Source organism: Prevotella sp. khp1 (assembly GCF_900102205.1).
GTDB classification, from domain to species: Bacteria; Bacteroidota; Bacteroidia; order Bacteroidales; family Bacteroidaceae; genus Prevotella; species Prevotella ruminicola.
Genome location: NZ_FNJZ01000001.1, coordinates 856,780 through 876,349 on the forward strand (window position 1 = coordinate 856,780; position 19,570 = coordinate 876,349).

Consider the following 19,570-nt stretch of genomic DNA (forward strand, 5'->3'; position numbering starts at 1 on the left):
TAAATAATATGATAGGTGTTGTATATCTTGGCAGCAATCCCAAGACCGAGGAGCGATTAAGGTACATCCCCGGTCGATTGGTGCAGTACACAAGAAATTACAAGGATGCGGCATCAGCGTGTTCAACGCATGTCCGTAACGAGCATTTTATTGTGTTTTACGAACAGGGCGAGCAAGACGCAGATATTAACGCCATCAACTATTTAAAGAAAAAGAATAAGCACATCTATATTATTCTGCTCACCAAGGAACTTACTGCAGAGAACCGTTCGGTTTACCAGAAGAGTGGTATCAACGATACCCTTGATTGTAACGCTTCTATTACAGAACTTAATAAGAAGATTCAGTTTATTTCCGACCGTGAGAATATGCTGTTCGATGATCAGCAGCCTAAATACAGAATGTTACGTTTCAAGATTCCTCTTTGGAAGAGAGTCTTCGATGTACTATTCGCTATCATCGTACTCATTCTTACCTCTCCCATCTTCATACTCACGGCTATCGCCATCCGTTTGGAGAGTAAAGGTCCGGTTATCTTCAAGTCAAAACGTGTAGGTGCCAACTATACCATCTTTAACTTCTTGAAGTTCCGCTCTATGTATCAGGATGCCGAAGAGCGCTTGAAGGAAGTTGCTAAGGAAGCTGGCAACCAGTATGCCGAAATGAATAAGCAGACCGAGCAAACAACTAAGAGCATCAGTAGCTTGGATATGGGAGCCAATATGATGATTGGCGACGATACCGACATGATGATTGCTGACGACGAGGTCATGCTGGTAGGCGACGACTTTGTGATATCAGAAACCGACTATAGCAAGGAGAAGAAAGAAGAAATCAATAACGCTTTCGTTAAGATTGAGAACGACCCACGCGTTACGAAAGTGGGCAAATTCATCCGTAAATTCAGCATCGACGAGCTACCTCAGCTCTTCAATATCCTCAAGGGCGATATGTCAGTTGTTGGTAACCGTCCTCTCCCACTCTACGAGGCCGAGAAGCTTACCATCGATACCAGCATCGACCGCTTTATGGCTCCCGCAGGTCTCACCGGTCTTTGGCAGGTTGAGGAGCGCGGCAAAGGTGGCATGATGTCAGCCGAGGAGCGCAAGCAACTCGATATCAAGTACGGCCAGACATACAATTTCTGGTTGGATATGAAGATCCTGTTCCGTACTTTCTTTGCCTTCGTACAGAAGGAGAATGTATAACTAAATTCCATTGTCATGAACAGATTCAGACGACTGATATTCATTTTTGCATTGGCTACAACCTATACCACTGCCCTCGCCCAATTCAACGAGAGCGGTATCAGTGCAGGTTTCTTTGATGCCAGCAACGAAAAAGACATCAACTTTTCTGAATTCCATTTGCCACCATTGGCTGTGTTATTTGAAAATGCAAAATCAAGTCCACAGATTTTGTCGCTTGAAAAGGCACGTCAAATAGCTGAGGCAGAGGTGGCCAAACAAAAGCGCCATATATTCTCATACCTTACAGGCCATGCTAGCTACAGTTACGGTATAGGCGACATGTGGGGAAACAATTCATCAGCTTACAGTGCAACTATCTATCAATATCAAGGAACAAAATCTGCATATTGGAATATTGGTGTAGGCTTAGCAATTCCTGTTGAAGACATTTTAGATTTGAAAGCTGCCATAAAGCGTAAAAGACTTGAAGCAGATGAAGCAGTAATTAAGAAAGATATTGCTTACGATCAACTTAAGCTACAAATAGCAACTTTATTTATCAAAATTACGAACAACTTAGTTTCTCTCAAGACACTAGGTGAAGCAGCTGCGGCCTTTCAAGGAGCTGGTGCATTGAACAAAGAAGAATTCGAGAATGGCAATATGGAAATAGCCTCTTATGCATCAACAAAAATGTATGAAAGTGGGCAAGTGTCTGGATATCAAAGTTTACAAACTGAAATTACCACAGATATAATTACTCTTGAAATATTAACTCACACTCCAATTATTACTAATGCAACAACTGAAATCACGTTGGACAAAAGCCTTCACAAGTCTGCCAAAGAAATTGCAAAAGAAAACAAGGCTACAGAGAAACGTATAAAAAAACTAGAGAAAGAAGACAAAGAAAAAGAAATAAGATTAGAAAAACAATTAGCCAAAGCAGAGGCCCAAGCAGCCAAAGCTGATTTAAAAGCAGCAAAAGCTGCAGCCAAAGCCGCTAAAGCCGAAGCCAAAGCCGTAAAAAAACAAAAGAAATAAAATATGCCACTATGGATTTATTTAGATATATTGTCAGATTTTTAAATAAAATTAGATGGTACCTCATCATCCTTCCAATGATAGCATTGGTGGTAGCGTGGTTTTCTACCCGTGATATGGAACGTGTTTTTGATACAAACACCACCATCTATACGGGTATGATTACGGGATATAATCTAGAAGGAGGAACGGGTACTGCCGGTGGTAATTCACAGACGAACATTACCAACCTCATACTTTTAATTACAACTGATGCAACAGTTCACGAGGTTTCGCTTCGTCTATTTGCTCGTTGTATGATGTATGGCAACGCTAACAAAGATAATAATTATATCTCAGCTGAGCATTTTCGTCAGCTTCTAAATAGCGTTCCGACTGAAGTCAAAGCTTTAATTAATCATAATAGTGAAAACGCGACATATGCCAATCTCAAAGCTTACGAACGCCCATCTGCGGATAACTATGTATTTGGCTTAACTAATTATCACCAATATTTTGGTATTAACAGCATTACAAGCCGCCTTAAAGTAGTTCAATTGTCAAGAAGTGATATCATAGATATTGGTTATTCGTGCAATGATCCAGGAATTGCATATAACACATTAGATATTCTGAACGAAGTTTTCGCACGTCAATATAGTTTACTCCGTTATGGCGAAACCAACAATGTTATTAAATTCTTCGAACGCGAGGTTGCACGTTTATATCGTATTCTGACAAATGCAGAAGACGACCTTATCCGCTATAACATCGAAAAACGTATTATCAACTATGGCGAACAAACAAGCCAATTGGCAGGGCTTGATGCCAGCCAGAAGATTTCAGACAACAACATCATTATAGATAAAACAACAACCCGTGCACTAATGAACTATCTCGAGCGCCAGCTTGGTGATAGAGCAAAAATCATTAAAGCCAATAAAGACTTCACGAATCAAGTCACAGATATTTCTCGCATCCAATCGCGAATATCCAACCTTAAGTTAATGAACAGCGAAGGTGGAGGTAATGAGATCGAATCACAATTAGAACTAGCTAAGGCAGAAAAAATGCTTCAAAGTGCTTCCAACAATGTCAGAAGTTTGGTAAAAGACATTGAAGCAGGAAACTACAACACAGAGGCTGGTGTAAAAGCTAGTGACATGGTCGGAAAATGGTTGGACCAAGTTCTGTTATTGGAGAAAGCCAAAGCCCAAGAATCTGCTCAAGATATTATGCGCGGAAAATTGGACAATGAGATACTCTATTATGCCCCAATAGGCGCAACATTAGCAAGAAAAGATCGACATATTAGTTTCATTGAGGGTAACTATATGGAAATGTTGAAAGCACTAAATGCAGCACGACTTCGCCAGAAAAACCTACAAATGTCTACAGCAACTCTTCGTGTGCTCAATCCACCAATGTTTCCGATGAATGCGCAACCTACGAATCGCACGATGATACTATTAGGCGCATTCATACTAACTCTTATGTTTACAGCTATGTATTTCTTCATTATAGAGTTATTGGATCGTACACTTCGCGATCGTATGCGTTCTGAACGTATTACACAGATTCCTGTGATGGGTTGTTTCCCAAAAGAAAGTAATTTGCGCTATCGCCGATTCAACAAGACCATTGCTGACATGGCTCTTCGTCAGCTTAGTAAAGCGCTCCTTCCTCATTTTGAAGAAGGCAAACAGAATGTGCTTAATCTGATTTCAACAGATGCTGCCAATGGCAAAAGTTATATTGCCCAAGAGTTGGAGAACTATTGGATTTCGATAGGTCTTCAGGTTCGACGCATCACATACGACGAAGACTACTTGGCAGAAGATAGCCGTTTCATCATGGCCAAGGACATCAAAGACATATGTCCTGATCTACTGCCAAACGAAATTGCCATTGTTGAGTATCCAAACTTGGACGATAATTCAATCCCTTCTGCATTACTCAATATGGGTACAGTCAATTTGATGGTTACGCGTGCCAATCGTACATGGAAAGACGTTGATCAAAAGGCATTAAAGGAATTAAATGAACGATTAGAGAACAAAAATTCCCTTTTCATGTACTTAACTGAATGTCAGCGTTATGCTGTTGAAGAATTTGTAGGCCAGTTACCACCATATACATCATTTAACAACTTCATCTACAGAATGTCACAGATGGGTCTGACCGCAGTAGAAAATAGTCATGCAAAATAAATGGTAAAAAAAGTCTATTCTAATAGAATATCCGAATATGCTCATGAAAACGGAGGAAGGGTTATTATACTCTTTCTCCTGTTTTTGCTTGAAATATACGAATTTTTACATAGTGGGCTTAGTACTTTTGCTGCTGTATGCATTTCACCAATTATTATTCTTGCCGGCTATTCTATTTTCAAATGGAGGATGGCTGCATTTTGGGGACTTATCGTGGCAAATTATTTAGTTTCATTTAAAAATATTCATATTCCCGTACCAATATCAATAATAGACGAAGCCATTGAGATTCTCCTGATAGCCATGGCTTTAATTGACGCACGAGTAAACGTACATTTTGAAAGGATTTTAAATATAATGTTATTAGCCATCTCCATATGGTTTGGTTTCTGTATAGTTGAAATTTTTAATGACACATGCGGATTGGGAATTAATATATCAGCTTGGTTTACTGGTGCACGATTAATGGCACTACACTTGCTATGGATATTAATTGTATTTAGCATATACATAACAACACCTCAAATTTTGATTAGATATCTAAAACTATGGGCATTCCTTTCACTTTTCTCTGCATTTTGGACATGGAAAATGATTACCTTCGGACTAACAAGTGCTGAAATGTCCTTTTTATATGGTGCAGGTATGAATACGCACCTACTTCAAGCAGGCACTTTAATTAGATATTGGTCAACATTCTCTGATGCAGCCAACTATGGGTGTAATGCTGCTTGTGCAGCGCTTGCATTTATAATTTTTGGAATCACTTCAAAAATCAGGAAAGACAAAATATTCTTTTTATTAACTTCGATAGTTGTTATATGGGGAATGTTCCAATCCGGAACGCGAACAGCAATATTATGCATGGCGGGAGGATTTGTCGTCTTTTTAGTCCTCTCCAAATCCATCCGTATAATGGTTCCAAGTGCTATCTTAGGAGCAGTTCTTTTAGCTTTACTTGTTTTTACAAACATAGGAAATAGCAACCAACAAATCCGCCGAATGAGATCTGCATTCGACAAAAAAGATGCATCAGCGAATGTACGTGACGTAAATAAGGCTGCCATAGCAAAATATATGAAAGATGCGCCTTGGGGGATTGGCATTGGCATGTACTCAGACAACATTCCAACTTGGAACAAATTCAAATTGCTATCAGAGATTCCACCTGATTCTGAATACGTTTTCATATGGATAAGAACAGGTATTATCGGTGTTTCGATATTTGCTCTTTGTATGATTATCATATTATCAGGGGCATCGTATGTAGTATTGTATAAATTAAAAAACCAATCATTAATCGGCATCGGGGCGGGAATGTGTGCGGCCTTTACCGCTATCCAATTAGGAGGTTATGCAAATCAGGTTATTTATCAGTATCCTAATGGAGTAACTTTCTTTGGCGGAATGGCAATCGTTTATTTACTGCCTTATCTGGAGCCAGAATGGATTAAATACGAACAACAACGGTTAGAAGAACAAGAAAAAAAGAAACGCTTAAAATTAGAGAAGAAGCTTGCAAAACGAGTATAGATTATCAATTATCACCATCAATTACAATGGTTTAAATGACACCAGTGAATTGATTGATACCATCCCCTTCAACAGCAATCTGGAGGTGATAGTGGTAGATAATGCCTCTAAAGAAGACGAAGCAAGCATCATCGCCGAGAGATATCCCCATGTAAAAGTCATCCGTAGTCAGTATAATCTCGGCTTTGCTGGTGGTAATAATCTAGGCATCAATGAAGCGAAAGGAGAATACATTCTCTTGATTAATAACGATACCTATTTCAAAAAGTTCAATATAGATCCACTTATTGAGCGACTCGAATCATCAGATAAAATCGGCATTGTCTGTCCAAAGCTTCGTTTTACATGGGGTAATAATCCTATTCAGTATGCCGGTTATACCCCACTTTCGCCAATAACAGTGAGAAATCAAGCTATAGGCTTTGGCAAAGAAGACGCGGGGCAATACGACACTGCCCACCCTACACCATATGCTCATGGGGCAGCTATGCTGATGAAGCGAGCAGCAATTGAGAAAGTCGGACTTATGCCAGAATGTTTCTTCCTCTATTACGAAGAGCTCGACTGGTCTATGATGTTCACCCGTGCTGGTTATGAAATTTGGTATGATCCAGCCTGCACAGTGTATCATAAGGAAAGTCAGACAACAGGTCAAAACAGCCCACTTCGTACCTACTATATCACCCGCAATAGGCTGCTTCTTGTTAAACGCAATTACAAAGGTATTAACAAATACCTCTCATATATATACCTTATAGGTATCGTCGCCACTCGCGACATAATCAAAAATACCCTCCAAGGCAGATTTGATTTAGTAAAGTCCGTCTTCCGAGGAATTTTATCTTTCAAAAATTAAATTATGGATTTCTGGATTTTATTATATATCATCGACTGGATACTATTTATCCCCGTTGCAGGAACAGTGCTTTATCTCGGCATTTTTTCTGTAGCGTCTCTTTTCACTAGAGATACGATTCAAAACAAAGCAAAAAATCAGAACCGCTTTGCCATCATTATCCCTTCTCATAAACAAGACAAGGTCATTGAACAAGCTGTTGTATCCATCTTAAGCCAAGACTATCCACAACGTCTCTTCGACGTCGTGGTAGTATCTGACCACCAATCAGAAATCACCAACATGCGATTGGCTCAATACCCTATCACTTTATTAACACCCGATTTTGCCGAAAGTACCAAAGCGAAATCACTTCAATATGCCATTCTTAAATTACCGGAATTTAAGATCTATGACATCGCATTGATTTTAGATGCAGACAACATCGTTGAGCAAGACTTCCTGACAAAAGTCAATGATGCCTTTGAAACGGCCGCCACAAAAGCCATCCAGATGCATCGAATTTCTCGAAATAGAGATACTGCTGCTGCGCGTATGGGCTCTATTTTCGAGGAAATCAATAACAATATCTTCCGCAAAGGTCATATTAATTTGGGTATCTCAGCAGCTTTAGCCGGATCTGGAACGGCATACGATTTTACATGGTTCAAGACCAATGTTATGAAAGCCAAAACCGCAGGTGAAGATAAGGAGTTAGAAGCACTTCTGCTAAAACAGGGCTATTTCATTGATTACTTCGACAACATTCTATTATATGGTGAGAAAAAAAGAACCACCAGTAAGATGAATGAACAACATAGTCGTTGGACGCTGCAGCAGTTCCAAAATCTGTTGAAGAACATTCGATACCTTCCTGGTGCTTTTTTCCGTAAACAATACGATTGGGCTGACAAACTTATTCAATGGATGCTCATGCCTCGAACCAGTATGATAGGCATCATGATGCTTATGAGTATCATGTTACCATTCATATATTTAACATTGGCTCTCAAATGGTGGATTATCAGTTCCGCAGTGCTATTTTTCTTTGCCTTAGCAACACCTGATTACCTGGTTGACGAAATGTGGGATCGTACATTTCTACGTTCACCATTTGTCACACTGTGGGGAATCATCAGTACTAAATTTTTAAATAAAAATAAAAAGAACCAACTAAATAAACAATAAATTATGATTTGGCAGATATTACACATTATCGACATTACCCTCTGGGTGCTTATCTTAGGCTCAGTAGCCTATGTGGCATTCTTCGCAGTTATCTCGTTATTCTATGAAAAAGAAGATCGCGTAGCTATTCATGCTGCAGCACTGACTAATAGGATGACAAAATTCCTTATACTCTATCCAGCCTATAATGAGGATCGCGTCATCATCAATGCAGTGGAGCATTTCTTAGAGCAGGATTATCCAGATGACTTATATACTGTAGCAGTCATCTCTGACCATATGCAACCTGAGACGAATGATTATCTTCGTTCTCTCCCCATTACATTGCTGACCCCTACCTTTGAAAAGAGTTCGAAGGCAAAAGCCATGCAATATGCTATCGATACAATTCCTGAAACATTTGACAATGTAGTTGTATTGGATGCCGACAATGTCGTACGCCCAGAATTTTTGTCGCAACTTAATATTCTTTGTTCTATTTACGACGCCATCCAGTGCCATCGTTGCGCCAAGAATGCCAATAATGATGTCGCTGTTCTTGATGGTGCCAGTGAAGAAATCAACAATACGCTATTCCGCAAAGCCCATAACCGTTTGGGACTTTCTTCAGCTTTGATCGGTTCGGGCATGTGCTTCGACTACGAACTATTTAGAAAGAATGTATTCAAACTTTCGACAGCAGGTGAAGACCGTGAGATGGAAGCCCTTCTCCTCCATCAAGAGGTATTTATCAAATATGCTCCTGATATCCATGTATTCGACGAGAAAGTCAGCAATCAGGACAACTTCCAGAAGCAACGTATGCGCTGGATGACCGCTCAGGTTCAGAGTTTGATGAGCAACCTGCCAAAGATTCCGGGAGCCCTCATTCATGGTAAAATCAACTTTGTTGACAAGACCATCCAGCAGGCACTCATTCCACGATCGATATTAATAGTATTATTAACAGCTATTTCTATCTTCATGGCAATAGTCATGCCCGTATGGAGTGAAAAATGGTTGATCACACTGGCCGTATTAGGTCTGTCATTGTTCGTAGCCATCCCCAAAGAAATCCGATTCCGCTCATTTTCTAAGGTATTTACAATTCCAGGGCTGGTACTACGCATGCTCAAAAACATCCTCCACATAGATAGAAAAAATACCGACTTCATTCATACCGAGCATACTACATAATTCTACGAATTTGTGATTAAAAATTTGGCAGTATCGTTTAATTGTACTATTTTTGCAAAAAATAAGCATTATGGCTAAAGACTGGGATATCATAATAACAAACAAGAGCAATCTGCTAAACATTGATTTCGGAGAAATCTGGCGTTATCGTGACCTTTTGACTATGTATGTCAAACGCGATATTGTGACATTTTATAAGCAAACCATCCTCGGCCCACTATGGTTCGTCATTCAGCCTCTATTCACAACGATTATGTTTATGTTTGTGTTTGGCGGCATTGCAGGAATTTCTACAGATGGCATCCCACAAGCCGTCTTTTATCTGGCAGGCCTCGTTTGTTGGAACTATTTCCAGGATTGCCTCAGTAAATGCTCTGATACTTTCAATGCCAACCAAGCTATTTTTGGAAAAGTGTATTTTCCAAGATTGGTGGTACCACTCTCGATTGTTATCTCCAATCTCATAAAAATGGCCATTCAATTCGCATTATTCTTGGTCGTTTACATCTATTATTTTGCATCAGGAATAGATTTTCAAATTAATGCAGCATTATGCTTAGTGCCATTATTAATTTTTATGTTGGGAGGTCTTGGCTTAGGTTTTGGTATGATCATATCATCCATGACTACCAAATACCGTGACCTAAGATTCTTGATAACATTTGGCGTTCAGCTATGGATGTATGCCACCCCTGTTATCTATCCTCTATCAGTGATGAAAGAGACATATCCCAAGTATATTTGGGTATTAGTTGTCAATCCACTGACTGCCATTCTTGAAACCTTCAAATATGCCTTCACAGGCGTTGGCGAATTCAATTGGTTCTACTTTGGATACAGCTTTATATTTACTATCGCAATCCTCATGGTTGGTATCATTATTTTCAACCGAGTACAACGCAACTTTATGGATGTCATCTAATACAATCTACTTATGAGCAATACAGTTATAGAATTCAACAACGTCGGCAAGCAATATATTCTTGGCACTATCGGTACAGGCACTCTCAGCCAGGACCTCAATCGCTGGTGGGCCAATATCCGAGGGAAGGAAGACCCCTATCTGAAGATTGGTGAAACCAATGATCGTACTCAAAAGGGCGACAGTCGTTTTGTTTGGGCACTTCGTGACATCAACTTTAAAGTTGAGCAAGGAGACGTAGTTGGTATAGTCGGCAAGAATGGTGCAGGTAAATCCACCCTTCTAAAAATTCTCTCTCGTGTCACCTCCCCTACTACTGGCGATATCAAAATCAAAGGACGTATTGCCTCTCTACTTGAAGTAGGAACAGGTTTCCATCCAGAAATGACTGGTCGAGAGAATATCTTCATGAACGGCTCCATTATGGGTATGACCAAATCTGAAATCAAGAGTAAGTTCGATGAGATTGTTGACTTCGCAGGAGTTGCTAAATACGTAGATACACCTGTAAAACGCTACTCATCTGGTATGATGGTCCGTTTAGGATTTGCGATTGCAGCCCACTTGGAACCCGAGATCCTTGTTGTTGATGAAGTTCTTGCAGTTGGCGATGCAGAATTCCAAAAGAAAGCTATCGGTAAAATGCAGGATGTCAGCAAAGGAGAAGGCCGCACAGTGCTTTTTGTTAGTCACAATATGGCAGCCGTTCGTAGTCTCTGCACCCGTGGTGTGATGCTCAAAAATGGTACAATAGATTATATCGGCAGTATACCAGACACCCTTGATCATTATCTGAAGGATGATGACGGGAAACAAGATGAGTTGATTATCAACAACCTGCAATGGAAGAAATACACGATAAAAATTAAGAATATAGAGATTAATAATACCCCGAAATCACGTTCTATTGTAAAAAATGGGCAAAAGTCTCTCGAGTTACTCATTGAAGGAGATACCGAAGAAGATATGAACTACGATATTATGATGATATTCAAAAGTAAAGAAGGGGTACCCTTGGCAGCATATGCCAAAGGCCATTATATGGGAACCATTCAGCATCTTCCCAAAGGAGAATTTAAAATTCATAAGACAATTATACTACCTGATATTCTCACAAAAGGTGCCGTTACAATAGATCTTTATATACATCACCCAATGGTTGAGTATTACATAAAAGCACCCAATTGCTGTATTCTCGATTGCGAAGGATTCCAAAAAGACTATGGAAAAGCCATTGACCAAGAAGGCTTCGGATTAATTGGACTAAATGATGAATTGATATGATTATTCTTCTAACAGGCTGTATTGAGCCGAATGGAATGGTACAAACGACTCTCAATGATAAAGAAGTAAGAAAAGAGCAATATATCAATGCTCTAAATTTTTACTTACAAAAGACAGGATACTCTGTTGTATTTGTAGATAATTCAAATTCAGATATTAGTTATCTTTTTAAAACATATATACAGTCTGGTCGTTTAGAATATCTTTCGTTTTGCGGAAACCAAAGAAAAGAAAGAGGAAAAGGATATGGTGAATGTGAAATTATTCAATATGCACTTGATCACTCCAATATAATAAAGACATCTAAAGACAAGCGCATAGCAAAAATTACAGGCAGACTTGTTGTAAAGAATATCAACTCTGTTATATCGCTCCATAGTGTATTATTTAATCACAAAACAGTTTTTTTCTCCATCAATTCAGATTTATCATTTTCCGATAGCAGATTGATAATTGCACCTACTATCTTTTATACAAAGTTTCTAACTTCAAAAGAAGACATTGATGATTCAAAAGGGTATTTTTTCGAACATGCACTTATCGATACTTTTAGAAAGTATCATGATCTCTCATATTCACCATTCTATATCATACCACGCATAGAAGGCATGTCTGGATCTACTGGAGAAGTATACCAAGACGAAGCCCACACACTCTCATTTTGCGTGAGATATGTAAAATATTCCATAAGACAAAAATGCCAATTTTACAAAAAAATCATTAACGCAAGCAATAATCAATAACAACAACTACACTCCTAGTTTATACCCTACGGATTTCCATAGGTACTTAATTATATTTTTAACAACAAACCATCTACCAAATCCTGCCTCTCGTATAATCTTGTATTCTTTACGGAAAAGTTTATTATCCTTATATAAATGTCTCGAAAAATTATAAAAACGATAATCAAACTTTGGCAAATCAAATGAAGGGTAAACCTCAAGAAGAAATTTCTTCCATCTAGAGAACACTCGCAATTCGTCAAGATAAATATCCATTGACATCTTTCTTGACACAGAATTCTCACGGGATGTTATACAATATAATTCTTGATTCGCAACCTCAATCTTCTTGGCATAACGTCCAACAGAACATGCAAATCTAACATCCTCATGAATTAAGGTGCTATCGAATACTATTGAATACTTGTTTATCAGTTCTCTTTTTACCATTTTACAAACTGTTTCTGAGAACTTATAACGCAATATTGGTTCACCTTGTTTCTTATCAATATCATAAAGTCGCATGTACTCATGTATATGATCGGCTCTATTACTCGGCTTAAGGGTATCAGAATCTACGCTGTTAGCACTGAAATACACTACATCTGCATCACTGTTTGCAAATTGACTCAAAAAAGCATCAAAACCTTCATTAAAATAATCATCAGCATCTGCAAATATAATCCACTTACCTTTGGCTTGTGGAATAGCAAAATTTCTAGAGTATCCAGGACCGTGGTTCTCTGAATTTCTTATGATAGTAACCTGTTTTCTATCTGCACCAGGAAAGTTGTCAAAATCAACAACAGTTGGATCGCTATTATCATCAACAATAATTAATTCCAAATCATTACGCTCTGGAACAGACTTTATAAGTCTGAGTAACAACGCAGGAGTGTTGAAATGAGGAATAATAATCGTGAAATTCAATTCCATAAACTAATCTTTTTAAAAGAAATACAAAAAAAATGATAAAAAATCACAAGCATAATAGGAACTAAAACTCCCACTATAGAATAGATTAACCACAAATAGCATGGAGTATGAATACTCGCTATTACAGGATGCTCAGCAATATGACTAACATCCATGTCATAGCCCAATAAATATAAATAGCTTACAACTCTAAACATAAGGAAATGAAGAGCAAGTATTTCCAAAGTATGATTTCCTACAAAATATAATGGACGCTTCAGAAAAGAAGAAGAGTAGTTAATCACATTTGAAACATTTAGAGTAAGCAATATACCAGCAACAGCCGCTATCGAATATAAGAGGACCTTATTAAAACCGCATCCCATTGAGACAGGTGTCTTGAAATAAAAGTATGACAAGAACAGAATAAAGCAACACAATATAGTCCCATATTTATTCTGCCAACATCCTTTATACCGCATTAATACGTTGCCTGTCATATAAAAGAACGCTCCTAAAGCACCCATTGAGATATCCCTCCAAAACTCAGGATCTGGAGCAAGCCTTCTAATAACGATCGTTAGTATAAGAAAAAAAACACATAGTAATTCATACTTATATTTTGAAACACTCTTCAATAACAATGAAAAAAAAACAATTAGTATTGAAGAAACAAATAAAGCACGGATGAACCAGAATCCTCCCAGCAATTCTTCATAATCATGCATTGTAAACAATATACCAATTAGTTTGTGGACCATCTCCGAAAGCGTATAATAAAAAGATCCACCTTCATAGCCATAACTGGTATTATATATTCCTACAGACATTAGCAAATTGTGGAGAAGCAGAAAGAGAACCGACCATTTAACAAAAGGAACATATAGGCCCTTTATTCGCTTTTTTAAAAATTGTATAGCCGCTTTATGGCCATTCAATTCACTAAAAAAAATACCAGAACAGAAAAAGAACAAAGGCATATGGAAAAGATATATAAATTTAGATAGCATTTGCGGGCAGCCAGAATGTCCAACAACCATAAGAATAATACCTATGGCTTTTGCAATTGTTATGCTATTACAATTATTCTTTCCCATATAATCAAATTACATTCCCCAAACAATAATTTTCTTATTGTTATATTCATATTCTTTATGCCAAATGCGCTCTTCCCATGTTTTGTCTTTAGTACGATCGAACAGGATAAAATGGGCCTCATCTACCGAACCGACTTGATCCATGTAAGCATAAGTCTGTTCCAATCCGTCTTGAATTGTTTTCTCCAACGAGTACCGCTTGATTTTGAGTTCTAAGACAATTCGCTGCACAGGCCCCCCATATCCTTCTGTAAGAGGTTTACGAATCAGCAGATCAGTGCGCTTTCGCCCCAATCCATACTCTCTATCAATATATCCCCCACCATTTACGATACGCTGAAGAAATGCTTGTAACAAAAGCTGTGGCCCAGCTTCGGCATAATCAAATTTTGAAATCCAGGCATCTGAATTCTCACGAAAGAACTGCTGGAAATCTAACAATAGTTTCTCCATATTAATACTGCCATCAGCATTCTGATACCATTGAGGTTCTTGAACCAATGCCCCTTGGGTACTCCAAGTCAATTCACGAGGTATAACTTCCCGATAGATGCCATTAGCAATCCTTCGCGGCTTCCCCCTCTCGACTTTTATAAGTCCCATGTCTTGTACATAGAGAACATCATCATTTGGCAACAAGCTATCGTCAGCTTCATCGCTATTAGCCAAAATCGGTTCTATCACACGTTTCACACGAGGCTCTTGCAGCTTGTCTATCAGTATATCGATATGAGTGTCCCGCCTATAAATAAGATGCTCCTGAGCCTTATACATCATTTCCGGGGTAATCGTTGTCGTACGGTCACGATTCTCTTTCATGCTCCATGTCACCTCTCTTGCCAAAGCATTAACCAACCAAGGTTGGCCTTCAGTAGCATTCCATACTAATGGGAAACAAGCTTCTTCAAATTTCTGTCCTGTCTCGTTGGTATGTTGCATGTAGAGTTCGTGGATTTCTTCTTTGGAAAAATTACCAAGTCGCAATGACTCTGCCTTGATATTAAAAGCGGAACCGCCTGTAACAATATCCTGATTGGAGAGGACAATACGATAGTCACGCACATCTCGTACACCGCACAGAATAACCGTCTGCGGAAAAGCCTTAGGACGGTTAGCATAACCAGCTCGCAACTGTCGAAGAACGCTAACCAAGCTGTCACCAACCAGAGCGTCAATCTCATCAACTATAAGGACTAAAGGCTTACTCAGTGTTTCAGACAATTTAGATAGAAAGATTGTCAACATCGAGTCTTTACCTAAATCCTGTACACTATTTCTTATTTCATTTACAGATTCATTTTTCGTCACAAGAATCACTTCACGTGTCAACGTATCAATAGTTGATTTCACTACGCTCTGTACATCATTTCTCGAAGCTTGACCACCTTCTACATTAGCATAGACCGAAATATAATTGTCAGAAGCATTCAGGTAATCACGCAAAGCCAACATACAAGAAGTTTTGCCAGTCTGCCGTGGTGCATGCAACACGAAATACTTACCCTGTGCGATATATCCGAGAATATCTTCTAAGTCAAATCGACTTAGAGGATTCAACGTATATTCGCACTCTGCCCTATTTGGGCCTGCAGTATTAAAGTATCTCTCCATATCATGTAAATTTTGGGCAAAAATACAAAAAAAAACTGAGAACAATTCTATTGTTCGCTAAAAAAACATTATCTTTGCAAAAAATTAGCAAATGAGGTACTCTGTTATCACCATCAATTATAACAATCTAGAAGGGTTAAAGCATACAATAAAAAGCATTGTATGCCAGACATATAACAAATTTGAATTTATCATTATTGATGGAGGTTCAACAGATGGAAGCGTAGATATCATAAGAGAGTATGAGCAACACATCACCTACTGGGTTTCAGAGGAAGACCATGGTATATATCACGCCATGAACAAAGGCGTGGCTCAATCCCATGGGGATTATTGCATTTTCATGAATTCTGGTGACAGCTTCCATTCTCCAAACATATTGGAATCTTTAAAAGATTATCAAGAAGATATTGTCTGTGGAAAAGTTATTAAAGGAAATGCCACAACAGCAAGTGGATTAGCCACCCCATCAATTACCCTGGTAGATCTCATGAGGGCTAGTCTCCCCCATCAGGCCATGCTTATCAAAAGAGATTTGTTGGTTAAGCATCCTTATGACGAGCATTACAAAATCCTTTCTGATTGGAAATTCTGCCTTGAGACTATCGTATTCGAAAACTGCACATTCCGAAATATTGACGTCATCGTCGCCGACTATGATACAAGTGGCATTAGTACCAATTCTAATGGTCTGCTTCCAAAAGAAAGAGAACAAATACTCAAAAAAATGTTCCCACCTCGAATTCTTGCTGACTATCAACGATTATATCCTGTCGATGATGAGCTTCTAGATCAGGCACTGCTACTGACTCAGACAATAAGAGCCAGAAAATTGGTAAAATACTTTTCGAACTTCATATTAAGACTAATCATTAAAAAGTAATATGCAATGGATATAAGTGTAATAATTCCAGTATATAATACAGAAAAATATTTAACTACTTGTGTCAATAGTATATTGCAACAAGAGAATGTTTCTTTGGAGATTATTCTCGTTGACGATGGCTCAACCGATTCATCTGCCAATATCTGCGATGATTTCGCAAAGAAGTATGATAACATCAGTGTGATTCATATCAAAAATTCCGGGCCTGCAACTGCAAAGAATGTTGGTCTTAAACTTGCAAAGGGATACTACATTTCTTTTACAGATAGCGATGACGAGTTAGAACCAACGATGTTCTATGAGATGATTAATGCTGGTAGAAAATACAATTCAGAAATAGTATGTTGCAATTTTAAAGAAGCAGATGCTAAAGGGAATATAAGCCACACCAATTGTAGTGGAAAGATTTATACATTTAACAAACTTGAAGCTCTCCGCCATATCCTATCAAAGAACTTAATATACACAGGTTCAGTTACAAAAATCTTCAGAAGAGAATTATTAATTCAAAACAACATTACTCACAATGATGGGCTTAAAACTGATGAAGATTTTATTATGAATATCAAGGCTTTTGCCAAATGTAGTCATTGCACAGTAGTAGACAAATGTTTCTATAAGATTAATTATAGAGAAGACTCCCTATCCCATAGTTACTTTAAAGAAAATATTAATAACTATATAAACAACAGGTTTGTTAGAGCCCAAATCATTGAAAAGACGATTAACGAAGAATGTCCAGAACTCATAGAATGGGCATATTTGCAAAACATCATGTATTTTAATGAACTACTTGGAAGAATATCTCGTTTTTCGTCTTTATATAATGATAAAAGAACCATAGAAGTCGTTACATATATAAGAAAGCATTGGAATATTCTCTACAAGTTCCATTCAAAGTGTGGTTTTTCTAAACTAGGATGCTATTTAATAAAGTATCTGCCTATATATCTATATATGTACTATCGAGGCGCAAAATTATCATAAATGAAGATGAAAAATAAAAAGTATTTAATAATCAATGCTGACGACTTTGGAATGTCTACTGAATTTAATCAAGCAATTAGTTTTTTAATGACACAAGGAATTGTCTCTTCAACGTCATTAATGGCAAATGGTCCAGCATATGAAGAAGCTATCAGAGATGTTCACGAATTTAACTTAAATAATATTGGAGTGCATTTAACACTCACATGCGATGAATTCAGGAACAGCAATAAGCTCACCTATTCGAGTATTACTCACGCAAACTCTATAGAAGACAAGAATGGTGTACTATACTGTTCTTATCGAGATTTGGCACTCAATGCCTCGGATGAAGATATTATTAACGAGATTTACTCTCAAATAATGAAGATAAATAATGATGGAATTGAATTTACACATATAGACAACCACATGTACAGTGTTGTACACTATTTGGGATTTAGAGGATACAAATGCTTTTATAATGCGCTCACACGTGTAAGATTAAGCAAGGGTATTGGCTTTAGACATGCTACAAAGAAACATGAGATAGATGGTATTAGAAGTGTTTATCCCGGACGTAAAATTCAGCCATTTGTCTGGGGGATGAATTTATTATTTCATCTTCATTGCCCCAACTATGTATATACATTACCATATGCATCTCCTCTATGTAAAAGCATTGAACAAAAATATGATGTACTTAATTCTTTCTTTTCTAATATAATGAGTGGCGTTAGTGAACTTCATGTCCACCCTGCGGTATTTTCTGAAGAATTAAAAAAATGCAATCCGACATGGCTGGACAGAACAAACGAGTTTGAGGCATTAAAACGCTATTCAAAAGAACTTTTGAAGAATAAATATGATATAACCCTAATTTCCTATGCAGATTTAATCAGTGACCAATAATTGATTAATTAACACTAAAAATTAGAGGTTATAAGCAAATAGGCTGTATACAACCTTTCAACAATTACTTCTGTTGAATATTCATCCAACTGACGAAGTCTATTTTGTCCCCCGATACCCTCTTTTCCCATTTGTAATGCTTTTCTTACTATAGATCCAACATTGTCCACATCTTCAACGGAGAACACCGGATAATTCCACTGGTGCAACAAAGGACCAACATTTCCACAATCAGGCCCTACTACCACTTTACCAAAAAGCATCGGCATCAAGGCATTTCCAGAATTCAGGATCTTCAGCCTTGGTATGAAAGCGATATCAGCAGCACCATAATAATAAGGAAGACTCTCGTCACTAACAGCACGCCAAGTACTACCTGTACAATAAATATGATAGCGAAATTTATAGAACCATTTTATGAGACGTTTATGAAGCAATCGAAAAGAATGCCACCAAATATTCATAAAGCTTGGGGCAAGAATAACAATATTTTTATCGGCAAGCTGTTTACTGAGAGAGAAAATCAATTCTCTTTCTTGTTGCGCCCGAAATGCGCCAAAACATAATATATATATACGATTATCTGGCAAGCCTAATTTTTTTAGAGATTCCTCTCTCGATGGGAAATTAGTATAAACAGTATCATATAGATGATGAGGCAATAAATAATGGACGGCGTTAGGATACTTTTTCTCAAAAAGCGTTTTACTATAGTTGCCAAGATGAAAAATAGCATCACAATGAGAATAAACAATCCTCATTGATTCTGCCTTGTCGGCAAATTGGTTATAGTGCGGCTCTAAATCATGACATGTAGCTACAATCTTAACCCCTGAAGATTTCATATTCTCAATATGGCGCAAAAGATCTGTTTCCGTATGCGGATCCTTTCCCATGAATGTTTGAGGCCAATGGAAATGTACAATATCATACGAAAGAATCTCATCACTCCAAAAGTTTTCTCGTCCCCACCCCATACCACACTCAGGATGAGATTTTTTAATCCCTTCTATAAGAGTGTATATAAACGGATTACCTGCATTCCAGGGATCCTCATGAACCATAAATACCTTCATATGCCGCAAAGATACAAAAAA

Annotated in this window: 17 protein-coding genes; 13 read left to right on the plus strand and 4 right to left on the minus strand. The window is 37.9% G+C overall.

The genetic code is table 11. The annotated features are described in order from the left end of the window. Positions 1 to 8 precede the first annotated feature (8 nt). From BLR73_RS03725 to BLR73_RS03770, 10 genes are all read left to right on the plus strand, one after another. Positions 9 to 1,208, plus strand: coding sequence for a sugar transferase (locus BLR73_RS03725; protein WP_091859048.1), 1,200 nt, complete (start codon positions 9 to 11; stop codon positions 1,206 to 1,208). Positions 1,209 to 1,223: 15 nt separating this feature from the next. Then, positions 1,224 to 2,234, plus strand: coding sequence for a TolC family protein (locus BLR73_RS03730; protein ID WP_091859051.1), 1,011 nt, complete (start codon positions 1,224 to 1,226; stop codon positions 2,232 to 2,234). 11 nt (positions 2,235 to 2,245) lie between these two features. Then, complete coding sequence (locus BLR73_RS03735; RefSeq protein WP_091859054.1) at positions 2,246 to 4,423, plus strand: GumC domain-containing protein; 2,178 nt, start codon at positions 2,246 to 2,248, stop codon at positions 4,421 to 4,423. Continuing rightward, positions 4,424 to 5,956, plus strand: a complete 1,533-nt coding sequence (locus BLR73_RS03740; RefSeq protein ID WP_091859056.1) for an O-antigen ligase family protein — start codon at positions 4,424 to 4,426, stop codon at positions 5,954 to 5,956. Then, positions 5,940 to 6,812, plus strand: coding sequence for a glycosyltransferase family 2 protein (locus tag BLR73_RS03745; RefSeq protein WP_091859059.1), 873 nt, complete (start codon positions 5,940 to 5,942; stop codon positions 6,810 to 6,812). Before BLR73_RS03740 ends, BLR73_RS03745 begins: the two co-directional genes overlap by 17 nt. 3 nt (positions 6,813 to 6,815) lie before the next feature. After that, positions 6,816 to 7,979: a glycosyltransferase family 2 protein gene (locus BLR73_RS03750; RefSeq protein WP_091859062.1), complete on the plus strand. Its 1,164-nt coding sequence runs from the start codon at positions 6,816 to 6,818 to the stop codon at positions 7,977 to 7,979. A gap of 3 nt (positions 7,980 to 7,982) precedes the next feature. Then, positions 7,983 to 9,155 (plus strand): glycosyltransferase family 2 protein, encoded by a 1,173-nt coding sequence (locus tag BLR73_RS03755; RefSeq protein ID WP_091859065.1) that lies wholly within the window; start codon positions 7,983 to 7,985, stop codon positions 9,153 to 9,155. Positions 9,156 to 9,225: 70 nt separating this feature from the next. Further along, positions 9,226 to 10,077 (plus strand): ABC transporter permease, encoded by an 852-nt coding sequence (locus BLR73_RS03760; RefSeq protein WP_091859068.1) that lies wholly within the window; start codon positions 9,226 to 9,228, stop codon positions 10,075 to 10,077. A gap of 12 nt (positions 10,078 to 10,089) precedes the next feature. Further along, a complete protein-coding gene (locus BLR73_RS03765; RefSeq protein ID WP_091859071.1) occupies positions 10,090 to 11,361 on the plus strand; it encodes an ABC transporter ATP-binding protein in 1,272 nt (423 codons plus the stop codon). Then, on the plus strand, positions 11,358 to 12,104 hold the full coding sequence (locus BLR73_RS03770; RefSeq protein WP_091859074.1) for a hypothetical protein: 747 nt from the start codon (positions 11,358 to 11,360) through the stop codon (positions 12,102 to 12,104). The genes BLR73_RS03765 and BLR73_RS03770 overlap by 4 nt, the downstream gene beginning before the upstream one ends. 6 nt (positions 12,105 to 12,110) lie before the next feature. Here BLR73_RS03770 and BLR73_RS03775 read toward each other — a convergent pair whose 3' ends face one another. From BLR73_RS03775 to BLR73_RS03785, 3 genes are read right to left on the minus strand one after another with little or no spacing between them, the layout of a single operon-like run. After that, positions 12,111 to 13,022, minus strand: a complete 912-nt coding sequence (locus BLR73_RS03775) for a glycosyltransferase family 2 protein (protein ID WP_091859077.1) — start codon at positions 13,020 to 13,022, stop codon at positions 12,111 to 12,113. Next, the gene (locus BLR73_RS03780) at positions 13,013 to 14,098 is read right to left on the minus strand and encodes an acyltransferase family protein (protein WP_091859080.1); all 1,086 of its coding nucleotides are present in this window, start codon (positions 14,096 to 14,098) and stop codon (positions 13,013 to 13,015) included. The genes BLR73_RS03775 and BLR73_RS03780 overlap by 10 nt, the downstream gene beginning before the upstream one ends. A gap of 9 nt (positions 14,099 to 14,107) precedes the next feature. Further along, a complete protein-coding gene (locus BLR73_RS03785; protein WP_091859083.1) occupies positions 14,108 to 15,709 on the minus strand; it encodes an ATP-binding protein in 1,602 nt (533 codons plus the stop codon). Between the two features lie 91 nt (positions 15,710 to 15,800). On the opposite strand from BLR73_RS03785, the gene BLR73_RS03790 reads away from it, so the two are divergent. From BLR73_RS03790 to BLR73_RS03800, 3 genes are read left to right on the plus strand one after another with little or no spacing between them, the layout of a single operon-like run. After that, positions 15,801 to 16,592 carry a glycosyltransferase family 2 protein gene (locus tag BLR73_RS03790; protein ID WP_091859086.1) on the plus strand — a complete coding sequence of 264 codons (792 nt, stop codon included), beginning with the start codon at positions 15,801 to 15,803 and terminating at the stop codon, positions 16,590 to 16,592. Between the two features lie 6 nt (positions 16,593 to 16,598). Next, the gene (locus BLR73_RS03795) at positions 16,599 to 17,582 is read left to right on the plus strand and encodes a glycosyltransferase family 2 protein (RefSeq protein WP_091859089.1); all 984 of its coding nucleotides are present in this window, start codon (positions 16,599 to 16,601) and stop codon (positions 17,580 to 17,582) included. Further along, positions 17,583 to 18,473: a carbohydrate deacetylase gene (locus BLR73_RS03800; RefSeq protein WP_091859092.1), complete on the plus strand. Its 891-nt coding sequence runs from the start codon at positions 17,583 to 17,585 to the stop codon at positions 18,471 to 18,473. Between the two features lie 14 nt (positions 18,474 to 18,487). Here BLR73_RS03800 and BLR73_RS03805 read toward each other — a convergent pair whose 3' ends face one another. Beyond that, entirely contained in the window at positions 18,488 to 19,549 is a 1,062-nt protein-coding gene (locus tag BLR73_RS03805) for a glycosyltransferase family protein (RefSeq protein WP_091859095.1), read from the minus strand. Positions 19,550 to 19,570: the final 21 nt, after the last annotated feature.